The 15164-nt window shown below is 71.0% G+C and carries 10 protein-coding genes and 1 pseudogene; 7 read left to right on the plus strand and 4 right to left on the minus strand.

Annotated features, from left to right (window positions below; all coding sequences use genetic code 11):
- Positions 1 to 9: 9 nt before the first annotated feature.
- From KBX06_RS21115 to KBX06_RS21125, 3 genes are read left to right on the plus strand one after another with little or no spacing between them, the layout of a single operon-like run.
- Positions 10 to 1959, plus strand: a complete 1950-nt coding sequence (locus tag KBX06_RS21115) for a non-ribosomal peptide synthetase (RefSeq protein WP_210837782.1) — start codon at positions 10 to 12, stop codon at positions 1957 to 1959.
- A complete protein-coding gene (locus KBX06_RS21120; RefSeq protein ID WP_210837784.1) occupies positions 1956 to 4952 on the plus strand; it encodes a type I polyketide synthase in 2997 nt (998 codons plus the stop codon). Before KBX06_RS21115 ends, KBX06_RS21120 begins: the two co-directional genes overlap by 4 nt.
- The gene (locus tag KBX06_RS21125; protein ID WP_210837786.1) at positions 4939 to 5949 is read left to right on the plus strand and encodes a thioesterase domain-containing protein; all 1011 of its coding nucleotides are present in this window, start codon (positions 4939 to 4941) and stop codon (positions 5947 to 5949) included. The genes KBX06_RS21120 and KBX06_RS21125 overlap by 14 nt, the downstream gene beginning before the upstream one ends.
- A gap of 85 nt (positions 5950 to 6034) precedes the next feature.
- On the opposite strand, the gene KBX06_RS21130 is transcribed toward KBX06_RS21125, so the two are convergent.
- Positions 6035 to 6928: an NAD(P)H-binding protein gene (locus tag KBX06_RS21130; RefSeq protein ID WP_210837789.1), complete on the minus strand. Its 894-nt coding sequence runs from the start codon at positions 6926 to 6928 to the stop codon at positions 6035 to 6037.
- Between the two features lie 146 nt (positions 6929 to 7074).
- Here KBX06_RS21130 and KBX06_RS21135 point away from each other — a divergent pair, with 146 nt between their 5' ends.
- Positions 7075 to 8097 carry an AraC family transcriptional regulator gene (locus KBX06_RS21135; RefSeq protein ID WP_210837791.1) on the plus strand — a complete coding sequence of 341 codons (1023 nt, stop codon included), beginning with the start codon at positions 7075 to 7077 and terminating at the stop codon, positions 8095 to 8097.
- A gap of 331 nt (positions 8098 to 8428) precedes the next feature.
- Here KBX06_RS21135 and KBX06_RS21140 read toward each other — a convergent pair whose 3' ends face one another.
- Complete coding sequence (locus KBX06_RS21140) at positions 8429 to 9130, minus strand: pyridoxamine 5'-phosphate oxidase family protein (RefSeq protein ID WP_307854706.1); 702 nt, start codon at positions 9128 to 9130, stop codon at positions 8429 to 8431.
- Between the two features lie 1476 nt (positions 9131 to 10606).
- Here KBX06_RS21140 and KBX06_RS21145 point away from each other — a divergent pair.
- A pseudogene (locus KBX06_RS21145) lies at positions 10607 to 11280 on the plus strand (uridylate kinase).
- 129 nt (positions 11281 to 11409) lie between these two features.
- Here the strand turns inward: KBX06_RS21145 and KBX06_RS21150 are convergent.
- Positions 11410 to 11691 (minus strand): SCO0607 family lipoprotein, encoded by a 282-nt coding sequence (locus tag KBX06_RS21150; RefSeq protein ID WP_210837793.1) that lies wholly within the window; start codon positions 11689 to 11691, stop codon positions 11410 to 11412.
- Between the two features lie 373 nt (positions 11692 to 12064).
- Entirely contained in the window at positions 12065 to 12271 is a 207-nt protein-coding gene (locus tag KBX06_RS21155; protein WP_210837795.1) for a hypothetical protein, read from the minus strand.
- Positions 12272 to 13024: 753 nt separating this feature from the next.
- On the opposite strand from KBX06_RS21155, the gene KBX06_RS21160 reads away from it, so the two are divergent.
- A complete protein-coding gene (locus KBX06_RS21160; RefSeq protein ID WP_210837797.1) occupies positions 13025 to 14524 on the plus strand; it encodes a SulP family inorganic anion transporter in 1500 nt (499 codons plus the stop codon).
- The gene (locus KBX06_RS21165; RefSeq protein ID WP_210837799.1) at positions 14524 to 14970 is read left to right on the plus strand and encodes a MerR family transcriptional regulator; all 447 of its coding nucleotides are present in this window, start codon (positions 14524 to 14526) and stop codon (positions 14968 to 14970) included. Before KBX06_RS21160 ends, KBX06_RS21165 begins: the two co-directional genes overlap by 1 nt.
- The last annotated feature ends 194 nt before the right edge of the window (positions 14971 to 15164 follow it).

Raw genomic sequence — 15164 nt, forward strand, 5'->3', positions numbered from 1 at the left:
GGAGGATCCGTGAACCACGCCGACCGGACGAAGCCGGCGCATCCCGCGCCGCTGGCGCACGAGATGTTCGATGCGCAGGTACGGGCCGCTCCAGACCGGCCAGCGGTCCGGCACCTGGGCCAGGTGACGACCTACGGTCAGCTCGACCAGGCTGGGAAGCGGATCGCCGCGCTGGTACGCGGGCGCGGCCTCGGCCCGGGCGACACGGTGGCGGTCTGCCTTCCCCGTGGGGCCGAGCTGGTCGCCGCCGCCGTCGGCGTCTTCCGGTCCGGTGCGGCCTACCTCCCGTTCGACCCGGCCCATCCCGTCGAGCGGATCCGTCGGACCCTCGGCCTGGCCGCGGCGTCGATGGTGCTCACCACGAGTGAGCTGGCCGGGAGCCTCGCCGGGGACGGTGTGGAGGCGGTCGTCCCGACTGCCGCCGGCACCGTCCCCGCCCCAGCCGAGCCGCCCGTCGGGCCGGAGCCGGAGGACATCGCCTTCGTCGTCTACACCTCCGGCTCGACGGGCGTCCCCAAGGGGGTGATGATCGAGCATCACTCGTTGGCCACCTTCGTCCGGTGGGACAGGGACGCGTTCAGCCTCGGCCCGCAGGACCGGGTGGCGCTGGTCGCCTCGCCCGGCTTCGACGCGTCCATGTGGGACATCTGGCCCACCCTGGCCGCCGGCGCCTGCCTCTGCGTGGCGGACCGCGAGGTGGTGCTCGCCGAGGACGGGCTACGGGACTGGATCGTCGACCAGCAGATCACCGTCCTGTTCGTGACGACGGCGTTGGGACAGCGGCTCGTCCAGTCCCGGTGGCCACGCCACACGGCGCTGCGCCACCTGCTCGTCGGGGGCGAGAGCCTGCACGTCCGGCCCGACGCCGAGCTTCCCTTCCAGGTGGTCAACAACTACGGCCCCACCGAGACCACGGTCATCGTCACCTCGGGGCCGGTGGAGCCGGCGACCGGATCGACCGAGCCGCCGTCGATCGGCCAGCCGCTGCCCCACGCGGACGTCCACATCCTCGACACGGAGCTGCGGCCAGTCTCCCCCGGTGAGGTCGGCGAGCTGTACCTGGGCGGGCCGGGGGTCGGGCGGGGCTACCTCGGCCGGCCCGACCTGACCGCCGACCGGTTCGTGCCCGACCCGTTCTCCGCCCTACCCGGTGCTCGCCTCTACCGCAGCGGCGACCTGGGCAGGTGGCTGCCCGACGGGAGCATCGCGTTCGTCGGGCGGCGCGACGACCAGGTCAAGATCCGTGGCAACCGGGTCGAGCCGAGCGAGGCCGCCGCAGCGCTGACCAACCACCCGGACGTCGTCGCCGCCCACGTCGGCGTGGTCACCTCCGAGCGGGGCGAGCACGAGCTGGTCGCGTACCTGGTCGCCCGGGATCCGGCCGCGCCGCCGACCCCGGCCGCGCTCCGGCTCTTCATGACCCGGTCCCTACCGGCCTACCTGGTGCCGCGCAGCTACCTGGCGCTGCCCGGGCTGCCGCTCAACGCCAACGGCAAGGTCGACCGGGCCGCCCTGCCGCCCCCGGGTCCCGCCGACGTCGCCACGGCGACGACCTTCGTCACCCCCGGCACGCAGTTGGAGCGCCAGCTCGCCACCCTGTGGAGCGAGGCGCTGAACGTCGAGCGGGTCGGGCTGGACGACAGCTTCTTCGACCTCGGCGGCCACTCCATGCTGCTCGCGCAGGTACACCGGCGACTGGTCCGCGAGCTGGGCCACCGCGTACCCCTGCTGTCGCTCTTCGAACACCCGACCATCCGGGCTCTGGCCCGCCACCTGTCGGCCGACGGTGCGGTGGAGCCACCGGCGGCACCGGTGGCCGGGCCCACCGGGACGGACGGCGGCGGGCTGGAGGCCGGCGCCGAGCGGCGCAGCGGCCCACCCCGGATGCGGCGGGCCTCGTCGCTGCGCCGCCAGGCCGCGGCCGAGGTGGCAGCGGCCGGTGAGAAGGAGACGGCATGACGGGCGAGGCGTACGACGACAGCGGCTTCCTGGCGGTGGTCGGGATGGCGGGCCGGTTCCCCGGCGCCGTCGACGTGCCGACCTTCTGGAACAACCTCTGTGCTGGAGTGGAATCGGTGCGGATCCTCTCCGAACCGACCGGCGACGGCCGGCCGGTGGACGCCTACGGCGTACTGGACGACGGCGACCTCTTCGACGCCCGGTTCTTCGGATACCCCCCGCAGGAGGCCCTGGTCCTCGACCCACAGCACCGGCTCTTCCTGGAGTGCGCCTACCACGCGTTGGAGGACGCCGGCTACGACCCGGCCCGCTACCCCGGCGCGATCGGCGTCTACGCCGGCGGCAGTACCACCCGGTACGCGGAGGCGGTGCGCTCCCAGCGCCACGCGATGCCCTTCGTCGACGACTGGCAGATCCGGCTGGCGACCGGCCCCGACTTCCTGGCCACCCGGGCCGCTCACAAGCTCGGGCTCCGAGGGCCGGCCGTGTCGGTGCAGACCGCGTGCTCGACCTCCCTGGTCGCCATCCACGTCGCCGCGCAGGCGGTGCTCAGTGGCGAGTGCGACATGGCTCTCGCCGGCGGCGCCACGTTGCACGTCCCGCCGCCCCGGGGTGGTTACACCGAGGGCGGGATCCTGGCCCCGGACGGGCACCTGCGGGCCTTCGACGCGGGGGCCACGGGGGCTCTCGGCGGCAGCGCGGTGGCGCTGGTGGTGCTGAAGCCGCTGGCCGACGCGCTGGCCGACGGTGACCACGTACACGCCGTGCTGCGCGGTACCGCGGTCAACAACGACGGCGGCGCCAAGATCGGCTTCACCGCGCCGAGCGTCGACGGCCAGGCCCGGGTGATCCGCGCCGCCCACCTGGTGGCACAGGTGGAGCCGGCCACCGTGGGCTACATCGAGGCGCACGGCACCGGCACCCCGCTCGGCGATCCGATCGAGATCCTGGCTCTGACCCGTGCCTTCCGCGCCGGGCAGGCGAAGGACACCGGCTGGTGCGGCGTCGGCTCGGTCAAGACCAACGTCGGCCACACCGACGCCGCCGCCGGCGTCACCGCGTTCGTCAAAGCGGCCCTCACGGTGGAAACCGGCACCATTCCGCCCAGCCTTCACTTCGACCAGCCCAACCCGGAGATCGATTTCGCGAGCAGCCCCTTCCGGGTGGTCGACAAGCTGACCGACTGGCACTCGACGGGTCCGCGCCGGGCCGGCGTGAACGCGCTCGGCATCGGCGGCACCAACGCGCACGCGGTGCTGGAGCAGCCGCCGGTCCGGGGCCGCACCGACCCCGGACGCCCGTGGCAGCTGCTGCCGGTCAGCGCCCGGGACCGCACCGCCCTGGACGCGCTCGGGCAGGCGCTCGCTGACCGGTTGGCCACCGCCGGGGACACACCGCTGGCTGACATCGCCTGGACGCTCCAGGTCGGGAGGGCCGCCCACCCGCTGCGTCGCTTCGCGGTCCACGGCGACACCGGCGACGCCGCGTCGGGATTCGCCGACGCCGCCGAACGGCTCGGTGACGGCACGGCGACCGAGCGGCCGTCGGTGGTCTTCATGTTCCCCGGGCAGGGCGGCCAGCATCTCGACATGGCGCGGGAGCTGTACACCCACGAGCCCGAGTTCCGCCGCCACCTCGACGAGTGCTGCGAGCTGGCCGCCCCGGACCTGGGGCTGGACCTGCGCGACGTGCTGTACCCGGACGACCGGGCGGAGGCGCAGCGCCGGCTGGACACGATCGCGGTGAGCCAGCCCGCGGTGTTCGTCGTCGAGTACGCCCTGGCCCAGCTCTGGCGCTTCTGGGGGGTACGACCCGCCGCCGTCGTGGGCCACAGCCTCGGCGCGTACGCCGCGGCGTGCGTCGCCGGTGTCCTCGACCTTCCGGACGCGGTGCGTCTGGTGGTCAACCGGGGACGCCTGCTCCAGGGGCTGCCGACCGGCGCCATGCTCGCCGTCGAGCTGCCCGAGGCGGACCTGCTGCCACTGCTCCCCGCCGGGCTCTCGGTCGCCGCAGTCAACGGACCGGACCGGACCACGGTCTCCGGGCCAGCCGGCCTGGTCGACGAGTTCCACCGGCAGCTGACCGGGCGCGGCGTCGACGCCCGGTTGCTGCGGATCGCCACGGCCGGGCACTCCGCTCTGGTGGAACCGGTCCTGGCGGAGTTCGAAGCGGCCGTGCGTCAGCTCCGGCTAGCCCCGCCGACCGTGCCGTTCCTGTCCGACATGACCGGCACCTGGGCGAGCACCGAGCAACTCACCGACCCGACGTACTGGTCGGCGCACCTACGCCGACCGGTCCGGTTCGGCACCGCCCTCGACACGGTCCTGGCCGACTCTCCCCGGCTGCTGCTGGAGGTCGGCCCCGGCCGGGTCCTCACCACCCTGGCCCGTCAGCACCCGGCGGCCCACCGGGCGATCGCGGTGGCGCATTCCCTGCCACACCCCGCCGACCCGGTATCCGACCTCGCCACCGCGCTGACCGCGGCGGGCCGGCTGTGGAGCTGCGGGGTGCAGCTGGACTGGGCGGCGTTGCACGCCGGGGAGCGACGCCAGCGGGTCAAGCTGCCCCTCTACCCGTTCCAGCGGCAGCGTTACCTGGTCGAGCGGGCGACCGAGCCGGACCATGCCGCCCCGGCGTCCGAGGGGGCCCGGATCGTCTGTGGCGACCTGCCGAGCCCCGATCTCGCCCCGGGTCCCGGCGAGGACATCGATTCCCCTCCGCTGACGCCGACCGGGGCACGGGTGTCGGCCGGGTTCACCGAGATCCTCGGCGTGTCCAGGGTTCCGGCGTACGCCAACTTCTTCGACCTGGGCGGCGACTCCCTGATCGCCATCCGACTGGCGGCCTGGCTCCGCAACGAGTTCGAGGTCACCGTGTCGGCCCGAGACATCTTCACCGCGCCCACCGTCGCCCGACTGGCCGAGCTGGTCGACGGGCGACGCGACGCCACCCGTACCGCGGACCCGGCAGGAGGCAACGATGTTCGAGGATGACGACGACCGGCGGTACGCGGTGGTGCGCAACGACGACGGCCACTACTCGTTGTGGCCGCAGGACCGGACGCCACCGAGCGGCTGGACGCCGACCGGGGTCACCGGGGCGAAGGCCGAGTGCCTTGCACACGTCGCCGAGGTATGGGTCGACATGCGGCCGCGCCGGTTGCGGGAGCTGCGCAGTTCGACCTCCGTCGCCCGGCACGCCGCAGTCCCGCACCGGCCCCGCTCCACGTCTGCGTGGCTGGTGGGCCGGATGGCGCGGCCGGAAGCGCCGGTGCGGCTGTACTGCTTCCCGCACAGCGGCGGGTCCGCCGGGGAGTACGTCCGCCTGCTGGATGTCCTGCCGGACGTGGAGGTGTGGGGGATCCAGTTGCCGGGTCGGGGCGGCCACCTGGAACGCGCGCCGCTCACCGCGATGTCGGAGCTGGTGACGACGTTGTTGGCGGAGACCGAGTTCACCGGCCGGTTCGCGTTCCTGGGGCACAGCCTCGGCGCGTTGGTGGCGTACGAGACCGCAAAGGCACTGCGCGAGCGGGGCCGGGAGCAGCCCGAGCAGCTCATCCTGTCCGCCTGTACGCCGCCGCACCACGTGGTCACCCGCGCGCCACTGCACCTGCTCCCGGACACGGAGCTGCTGACCGAGATCGAGCGGCAGTACGGCGGGCTGCCGGCGGCGATCCGCGACGAGCCGGACCTGCTGGAGCTGGTGCTGCCATACCACCGCGCCGACTTCCAGATCTTCGAGACCTACCGGGGCACTCTGGGCGAAGCGCTTGACCAGGCGTTCAGCGTGGTGGGTGGCGCCGACGACGCGATTCCGGTCGAGCTGCTGGCCGAGTGGTGTCGGCACACCACCGGCCCGTTCCAGATGCACCGGCTACCTGGCGGGCACTTCTACTGGCGAGAGGCGGCAGTCCGGGACCAGTTCCTCCGGATCGTCGCGGACAGCCTCCGGGCGACCGCCCGGCCTGCCGTGCAGCCGGCTGGTCGCTGACCGACGCGCACCGGATGCGGCACGGCGGCCTGCGGGGCTGCGGCGGCACGCATCTGGGCGGCGAGTTGCGCGGCGGCGGCGCGGGTCACACCGCCGCCGCGTAGGCGTGCGCCAGTGTGGCGGCGAACTCCTCGAACCGGGTCGGGGTCGTGTTGCCCTCGTTGCGGCCTTCGAGCGGGTGCAGTCGACCGGCGCTGAGCGCCTGGTTGAACTCGACGAGCAGGGCGGCGAAGTCGGGCGAGAACCCGACGGTCCCGGTGAGGATCGCCGCCATCTCCTCGTCGGGCAGCTGGACGTACCGAAGGTCCGGTCGGCCGATCGCCGTACCGATCGCGGTCGCCACCTCTGCGTACGTCAGGTCGCGGGGGCCGATCAGCTCGCGGACCACGACGCCGCTCCAGTTCCGCTCGCGCAGCGCCCCGGCGGCCACGACCGCGACGTCGGCGGTGGCGATCATCGGTACCTTCGCGTCGGGCGCGACGGAGTCGGCGACGACTCCCTCGTGGCGGATCGTCTCCAGCGCCGGGTAGAAGCCCTCGAAGAAGGCACCGGGACGCAGGAGCAGGACGTCGACACCGAGGAGTGTCCGCAGCCGCTGCTCCTGCCGGTGCAGGCTGGCGATGAACCCGTTACCGTCCGCCAGCTCCGCGCCGATCGAGCTGAGCGCGACCACGTGGCGTACGCCGCTCCTGCGGATCGCCGAGACGATGGCCTCCCCGCGTCGGTCCTGGTCGGCGTGGTAGTCGGGCAGGGTCGGGTCGAAGGCGGTGAGCGTGTAGACCGCGTCGGCACCGGCGAAGGCGCTCGCCAGGTGGTCGGCATCGCGGACGTCGCCGACGACCGTCGCGGCTCCCAGCGCGGCCAACTCGGCGAGCTTCTCCGGGGAGCGGCCGAGCGCGCGGACCTCCTCGCCGGCTTCGAGCAGCAGCTCGGTGACCTTACGTCCGGTGTTCCCGGTCGCCCCCATCACGGTGATCATGTCAGTTCCTCCCAGTCGGCGTGTCTTGCCATGCGTCCAGCATCCGCTGGCCTTCGGGGACTGGCTATGACTTCCTGTCCTCCGTACATGCTCTTTCGTCCGGCCGACCTGGATCTTCAGCGCGTCGCTCCTGGCACACTTGCCGCATGCCTGACGAACGTGCCCCCTGGCCCCCGGCCGCCGACCCGCTCGGCGAGGCGCTGCACCTCCTCGAGCTGCGGGGCGCGTTCTACTGCCGTTCGGAGTTCACCGCCCCGTTCGGGCTCGAGCTTCCGCCGCTCAGGGGCCACCTCTGGTTCCACGTCATCACGCGTGGGAGCTGCTGGCTCGACGCCCCGGGGGCGCAGTCGCAACGCCTCACCGGAAGCGAGTTGGCCCTCGTCCCCCACGGCCAGGGCCACCGGCTGCGCAGCGAACCCGACGCGCCGACACCGAGCATCTTCGCGCTCAAGCGCGAACGGCTCGGCGAGCGCTACGAGATCCTCCGTCACGGCGGCGGCGGCGAGCGCATCGACATGGTCTGCGGAGCCGTACGCTCCGACCACCCGGCGACAGGACGGCTGCTGGCCCTGCTGCCACGGATCCTCGTCCTCGACCCGGCGACGGATCCTGCCCGACTCGACTGGATCCGGTCCACCCTGCGACTGATGGCGGTCGAGGCCGACGGCCTGCGCCCCGGCGGCGAGACGGTGATCACCCGCCTCTCCGACGTGCTCGTCGTACAGGCGCTTCGCGCATGGCTGGAGAACGACCCAGCCGCCCGGTCCGGCTGGCTCGGGGCCCTCCGGGACCCACTGATCGGCCGCGCGATCTCCCTCGTCCACCGCGAGCCTGGCCGGAACTGGACCGTCGCCTCGCTCGCCGACCAGATCCCGATGTCGCGCTCAGCCTTCGCCGCACGTTTCACCGAACTGGTCGGCGAACCCGCGATGAGCTACGTGACCCGCTGGCGGATGCACCTGGCCGCAGTGGCGCTACGCGACGAGGGCGCCACCGTGGCCGAACTCGCCAACCGCTTCGGCTACCGCTCCGAGGCCGCGTTCGCCCGAGCGTTCAAGCGTGTGGTGGGCTCTCCACCCGGAGCGGCACGACGGACACTCCCCGCCCTCAACCAGCAGACGGGGAGTGTCTCGACCACCTACCCGTCGACGAGTGCGGCGGCCGGTTGACGTAAATAGTTTCGACTTCTGCCCGACTCGCGCCCCGAGGGCTGGGCACAGTTTTTCGAGGGATTCCGTCGCTCCGGAAGATCGGCACTGCCGGGCACGAAACCAAAAGCCGAATCAATCGAGGCGTACGCCCAGAGCGTCGCTCCTCCTACCCGTCGGACGGCATTTCAAACAACTGTTCTTTGGTAATTTCGGACGCCCGCCGCCCTCACCGATCCGCCAAATTAAGGCCTGCGACATGAGCGGGCTCGTGATCAAGTTTTGAATTCAGCAGATTCAGGTCCACGCGGCCATGCCGCATTGCCGCTGGTGGTCCGTCACGGAATGATCTCTACCGCCGGCCAGCGGCGCGATCGAACCGCCACCGGGTCGCGGTCATCCCGTCCGCGCCGTAGCCGAAGGCCTGGACCGGGCAGATCTGGTAGAAGGCGTACTGGGGCGATCCGGGCAGGCTATCGTCGTAGACCCGGCCGTCACGGATGTCGAACGACCAGCTGTACTTCTTCTCGAAGGCGGCGGCCACCCGACGCAGCATGGTGTCGCCGGAGACCTGGCGAGCTTCACCCTTCACCACCAGGTCGAGGTCCTCGTTGCCGACCATGATGACACTGTGCGGGTTCCGGGCCAGGTTTCGACTCTTGCGGGTGTTCGGACGGCTCGCGACGCACGGCACCCCGTCCACCAGCACCGGCAGCACTGGCGCGGCGTGCGGATGACCGTCGGGTCGCACCGTCGACAGCCAGCATTTGGTGGCCGACTGCAAACACGCCAGCGCCTGGCTCCACGGCTTCAAGGTCGCCACGTCGGTGCTGAACGGCGTCGCGTCCTCCGGCTGGAAGAGCAGCTCAGCGACCGGCGTGTCGACTGTGCTGACGGGGCCCTGGGCACGTCGTACTCGTCGCGCAGGCGCCACCACCGGCAGGGCTGGGCCTGCGGCCAGCGCTCTGGCGAGTTCTTCCAGGTCTCCTGCCAAACGCCAGGTGTTCAGCGCGGCTGGCCAGTCCTCGGTCGGCACGATCGGCGGATGGTTCACGCGGTCCTCCTTTTCGGCTTTGCGGCTGGAGTGGGAGAGGTGCAACAGCCCCCTTTCGTTAATGATATTGCCAATGTGAAGCTAACACGCACAAGCGCCTTTCGCATGGCGACCGGAGGCCTCGACCGCGTCTTGACCATCATTCGGAGCCGGGATTAGCAGGCATCGGAGGGCGGGTTCGCGCTGCTGCCGGACATGACTCAGCAACATGTCCGGAGTTGCTCGACGAGTGCGGCCAGGAGATCGAATACCGCGCGGTTCCTGCTCTTGGAACTCATCGGAGAGGCCGGTCTGCCCAGGAGTTCAGGCGCTGTCCGCAGAACTGCCGAACGACGACGAGTTGTTCAACCCAAGGACGGAACGTGCGTCATCGAGATGGTCCGCCACGGGTCGACCGGCGGTCGGCGGCAAGGAATGAGGGACCCCTCCTCCGTCGTGGGCGGCAGGCGTCGCAGACACCGCCATGGACGTGTTTCACCCGGGGTCGTCGATTGATTACGCTGCACCACGCTGTGGCACGGCCCGCCGAGGGGCCGCTCTGACGGGAACGGCTGGTGTGTTGGTCATCCAGTATCTGACGATCTCCACGATGGCCGCGGCGCTGGTGATGGTGCTGCTCTGCGCGGCCGAACTGGCACGATGGCTTGCCCGGCTGCCCGTGCTGTGGCGTCTGGAGCGTCGGTGGCACGGCATCCCGCAAGATCGTTGGGTGTCGGCGGCGGCGATTCCCCTGGCCACCGTCGTCGCTCAGGTTCCCGTCTCGTACGGGGTCAACCTGACCAGCGACGCCGGCGGCGGACGTGGCGCACAGGGTCTTTTCTGGGTACTGGTCGGCGTGGGGCTGGCAGGCTGGTACCTCTCGCGATACGCCGCCGGCAGCTACAACCGTCTGACCCCGAAGGTCCGCTATCGGACGGTGGTGGCTCGGGCCAAGGCCATGCTGACCGGATCCGTCCCACCCGACCTGCGTTCGCGCGAGGCGATGCGTATCAGACTGTTGCGGGTGAACCGCATCGGTCGTCGGCTCGCCACCTTCGACGACGGCGGTTGGCGGGCCGCACTCGGCCGGGAACGCCGGTGGCTGGTCGTAGTCACCTCCTTGGCCCTCTTGCCGCCGGTGTCGCTGGTGGTGTTCTGCATCCAGCAGGTGGCGACGGGCGTTCCGGCCGGACGGGTGGCGCCGAGGTTCATGATCGGGGTCGGCATTGCCGCATGCTTGCTGCTCGCGACGGTCAGCCGTCGCTACCGGATCCGCACGGAACGCAACGAACTCGGTCGGGAGCTCCAGCAGAGCACGAGCGAGCTTCTCCGCAACCTCGTCGACCCGACCACGAGGACGCCGGTACCGGCAGAGGTGCTCGACGAGATCTGTGCCGCATTGCGCCGTACCCTCCGGCTGGGATTCTCGTCCGGTCGCCCGCCGGCCGCGAGTGGACGGACCGGCGGCCGCCGAACGGTTCGAGGAGGGGGCAGGACGTGGACCTGGGCACTCGCGACGAGTTGCTCGGCCGCCTGGCTGAGGCAGTCGGTGCCGTCTCCGTCGCACACCCGACGCGGGTTGCCGTCGATGGCCCGCCCGCGACAGGAAAGACCACGCTCGCCGACGAACTGGCCGTCCTCCTGCGCGCCCAGGGCCGCGACGTCATCCGCGCGACGATCGACGATTTCCTCTTCCCTCGGGCACAGCGCTATCCGCGCGGCGAGTACTCGGCCGAAGGCTGCTACTTCGACACCCACGACCACGACGCGCTGAACCGGGTTCTGCTGGATCCGCTCGGCCCGGGCGGAGATCGACGCTGCCAATACGCGGTCTACGACCGCACCGCGGATACCGTGCTGTCCCCGCCGGTCACGACTGCCCCCGCCGACGCCGTGCTGGTCTTCGACGGCGTCTTCCTCATGCGCCCGGAACTGATCGATCGGTGGGATCTGCGCATCCTCGTGTCGACCGCGCTCGAGACGACCGTGGATCGGGCGGTGATCCGGGAGCGCCAGGTGTCGTCCCGGGCGGAAGTCGAACGGCGCTGGCGCGAGCGTTACATCCCGCCCAACAGCTCTACTTCGCCACGGTCCGCCCGACCGATCACGTCGACTTCATCGTGCACAACGACGAGCCCCGGCGGCCGGTCTGGGAGACCCGGACGCACTGACCGCCGCGCCACCGCGACTCCACTCGTCACCGTCGCGGATCTGCCACAACATACCTGGACAGTTCCCACACCGATCATTCCCGAGGGCGTGTCGGCCCGGCCCGGGTGAGGATTCTTCGGGTAAGCGCCTCAGGTCTCGATGATGTTGTTGTTCTCGTCGATGCCGTGGCTGCGCCAGTAGACGTCCCACTCGTCGTCGACGTGCCGCGGGACCTTGCCCTCCGGATAGCGGACGTACGGCGGGGTCGGCTCCTGCCCGTCCGGGAAGCAGGAGGAGCCGCCCTGCGCGCCGACCGCGATGGCCGGGTACTCACCGCCGGGGCAGATGCTCTCCTGGAACGAGCAACCGGTGGTGGCCACCAGCCCACCAAGGCCGACCGCGGCCAGGGCGATCATGATTCGCGTTCGCATGGGAGGATTCTGGTCGCCCCGGGCTGCGCCTGCCATCCGCACACGCACTCATCTCGCGCCGCGACTCCGCGCCGGGTGCAGCACAACCTTGGTCCAGCCCTGTTCGCACCGGCCGAGACGCCCGTACGCGTCGGGCGCCTTCGCCAGCGGCAGCTCGTGTGAGACAAGGAACGACCACCCTGTCCGGAAAGGTGGCGAGCAGTCCCACGGTGCCTGCGGGGTCACCGCGGCGCGCGGTCCGCGATGACCCCGCCAACGCGCTGGACACCTCCACGGCAGCGCAGGCAGGCAGCACCCACGGCGGATCCCTGCGGTCCCGCCGGCTCGGTCGCTCGCCATGAGGCGGTGTCAGCCGGCCAGCCGGAGCGCAGCGCTATTCGCCTTCGGCCTCGCGGCCCGTGGGCTCCTGGTGCGAGTTGCCCGCGGTGACGCCGGGGCCGTACGGGGACTGCTGCTCCGGGGGGACGGTGCGGTGCTCGGCCCGCGGGCTCTTGCCGGTCCCGCCCTGGGGGCCGTCGCTGTCCTGCACCAGGCGGGTCTCGCCGCTACGGCGCATCTCGGGCTGCTGAACGTTCGGCATGGGTCGTCCCCTTTCGTTGTCGCGTCGACGTGGTTGGTTCTTCTCGATTCGGCCGTGGCCGGCCGCAGGCGTTGCCGTGGCGGCACCCTCCGACCTGTGGGGCTCAGGACGTGAACGCCAGCGGTCAGGACCGACCACGCGGGTGTTCATCGCCGCCGTCACGGTTCATGACCTCCTCCCTGCAGGCGACGTCGTCCCCGGTAGACATGCCCTCGAAGTCTGCGGCTACCCATGACAGTTTCGTGTCGGAGCCTGTCCGGTCGAGGAATCTCGCGTCGGGGTTGCGCTGGCCTCCACCGCCCTGCCGTACGGCCTGGTCAATGCCCCCGGGCAGCGGTACCACCCGGCGGTCGTCGCGTTCCTGTCCATCGGTGTGCTTCTCGTCGAGGTCGCGGCCACTACCGCTGTCCCGCCGTTCGGCTGCGAGGCGAGCCGGACCGGCCGCTGGGCACCCGCGGCGGGAAGGGTGGTGTGGGGCGACAGCGACGGTGGTCAGCGAGGCGGGAGCATCGACTGCGACACCTTCGGTGACGACCATCACGAAAGGCGAACTCTACCCTCACCGGACGGTAGGGTCGGGGCAGTCGTCGAGGTGCGGCTACTGGCCCCTCGCGGTCTTCTTGCGGGCGACGATGCCCGGAAATCGTCCGGCAACGTACGACCGGTACTGATGTGAACGTCAAGCGCCGTACCCCTGGCGGGCACGGCAGCCTGTGTGCGCCCGGCGCGTGCACCCCGAACGGAAACGGCTGTATGTCTTCTGTGCTGTCCGCGGTCAACCGATCGCGTCTATCCCGCCCGTCCTGGCTGTCGCCGAAGGTGTTCCGTACCGAGGTCCTCGCCGGTCTGGTCGTCGCCCTGGCCCTGATCCCGGAGGCGATCAGCTTCTCGATCCTGGCCGGGGTCGATCCCCGGGTCGGACTGTTCGCCTCCTTCACCATGGCCGTGGTCATCTCGATCTGCGGCGGACGACCGGCGATGATCTCCGCCGCGACCGGCGCGATCGCGCTGATCGTCGCCCCACTGGCCAAGGAACACGGGCTCGACTACCTGATCGCCGCCGTGATCCTCGGCGGTGCCATCCAGGTGCTGCTCGCGGTGCTCGGGGTGGCGAAGCTGATGCGGTTCGTTCCGCGCAGCGTGATGGTCGGCTTCGTCAACGCCCTGGCCATCCTGATCTTCGCCGCACAGGTCCCGCACCTGCTCGGCGTGCCGTGGCTGGTGTACCCGCTCGTCGCCCTCGCCCTCGCGATCATGGTCGGGCTCCCCCGGCTCACCAAGGCCGTCCCGGCCCCGCTGGTCGCGATCGTCGTGCTCACCATGATCACCGTGATCGCCGCCGTGGCCGTGCCCACCGTCGGCGACCAGGGCGAACTGCCGAACAGCCTGCCGACCCTCGGCCTGCCGCAGATCCCGTGGACCACGGACACCCTGGCCCTCATCGCCCCCTACGCGCTCGGGGTGGCGCTGGTCGGGCTGATGGAGTCGCTGATGACCGCCAAGCTGGTCGACGACATCACCGACACCCACTCCAACAAGACCCGCGAGTCCTGGGGCCAGGGCGTCGCCAACATCGTCACCGGTTTCTTCGGCGGCATGGGCGGCTGCGCCATGATCGGCCAGACGATGATCAACGTGAAGGCGTCCGGCGCCCGGACCCGCCTGTCGACGTTCCTGTCCGGCGTCTTCCTGCTCATCCTGGTGGTCAGCCTCGGCGACGTGGTCGCGGTCATCCCGATGGCCGCCCTGGTCGCCGTGATGATCATCGTGGCGGTGTCGACCTTCGACTGGCACTCCGTCGCCCCGACCACCCTGAAGCGGATGCCGCTGGGCGAGACCCTGGTCATGGTCACCACCGTCGGCGCGGTACTCGCCACCCACAACCTGGCCATCGGTGTGATCATCGGCGTCCTCACCGCCATGGTCATCTTCGCCCGCCGGGTCGCCCACCTCGTCGAAGTCACCAGCGTCCTGGACCCCGACGGAGGCACCCGCATCTACTCCGTGCACGGCGAGCTGTTCTTCGCCTCCAGCAACGACCTGGTCTACCAGTTCGACTACACGAACGACCCGCAGAACGTGGTCATCGACATGACCCACGCCCACGTCTGGGACGCCTCGTCGGTCGCCGCCCTCGACGCGATCACCACCAAGTACGCCGCCCGGGGCAAGACCGTCGAGATCATCGAACTGAACAAGGGCAGTGCCGCCATCCACGGCACCCTCGCCGGCACCCTCAGCGGGGGCCACTGATGCCGGGCACCATGCGGGGCGCCGGGTCGCAGCAGAGCTGCGACCCGTCCGCCGGTCGGCTCATGCAGATCGGCGAGGCCGCCGACCGCGTCGGACTCAGCATCCGGACCATCCGGCACTACGAGGACGCCGGACTGATCGTCCCGTCCGCCCGCAGCGAGGGCGGGTTCCGCCTCTACACCCAGCCGGATCTCGACCGGCTCGCCGTGGTCAAGCGGATGAAGCCTCTCGGGTTCACCCTCGACGAGATGCGCGACCTGCTTGCCGTCCTCGACGCCCTGCCCACCGCCGACGAGAGCGACCGGCCGGCCCTGCTCGACCGGATCGGCATGTTCCACACCGTCGCGACCGCCCGGGTGAACGCGCTGCGCGAGCAACTGGCCACCGCCGAGGGCTTCGCCGACACCCTGCGCCGCCAGCTCGACCAGCACACTCCCGACCATTGACCAGGTCCACGCCGCCGGTGCTCACGTGCACGTCGACGGAGCAAACCATGACCTGCCGCCCGGGAGGTCGAGATCCGGGCTGCGGCGGGGCGCCGCCGCGCTCGAGCCGGGGTCTCGTTCCTCTCGGGTGCTGACGACGATCTTCACTTCGTCCGTGGCGTACTCGACGTCGTTGTTCCTCGTCGTGGGCGCCG

Origin of the sequence: Micromonospora sp. C31 (assembly GCF_018070575.1) — a bacterium.
Taxonomy (GTDB): domain Bacteria; phylum Actinomycetota; class Actinomycetes; order Mycobacteriales; family Micromonosporaceae; genus Micromonospora.

Bases quoted from the DNA above. Each gene is read 5' to 3' on its own strand.
- KBX06_RS21135 (WP_210837791.1), top strand. From the start codon at position 7,075: ATGCCTGACGAACGTGCCCCCTGGCCCCCGGCCGCCGACCCGCTCGGC.
- KBX06_RS21150 (WP_210837793.1), bottom strand. From the start codon at position 11,691: ATGCGAACGCGAATCATGATCGCCCTGGCCGCGGTCGGCCTTGGTGGG.
- KBX06_RS21160 (WP_210837797.1), top strand. From the start codon at position 13,025: ATGTCTTCTGTGCTGTCCGCGGTCAACCGATCGCGTCTATCCCGCCCG.
- KBX06_RS21120 (WP_210837784.1), top strand. From the start codon at position 1,956: ATGACGGGCGAGGCGTACGACGACAGCGGCTTCCTGGCGGTGGTCGGG.
- KBX06_RS21155 (WP_210837795.1), bottom strand. From the start codon at position 12,271: ATGCCGAACGTTCAGCAGCCCGAGATGCGCCGTAGCGGCGAGACCCGC.
- KBX06_RS21125 (WP_210837786.1), top strand. From the start codon at position 4,939: ATGTTCGAGGATGACGACGACCGGCGGTACGCGGTGGTGCGCAACGAC.
- KBX06_RS21165 (WP_210837799.1), top strand. From the start codon at position 14,524: ATGCCGGGCACCATGCGGGGCGCCGGGTCGCAGCAGAGCTGCGACCCG.
- KBX06_RS21130 (WP_210837789.1), bottom strand. From the start codon at position 6,928: ATGATCACCGTGATGGGGGCGACCGGGAACACCGGACGTAAGGTCACC.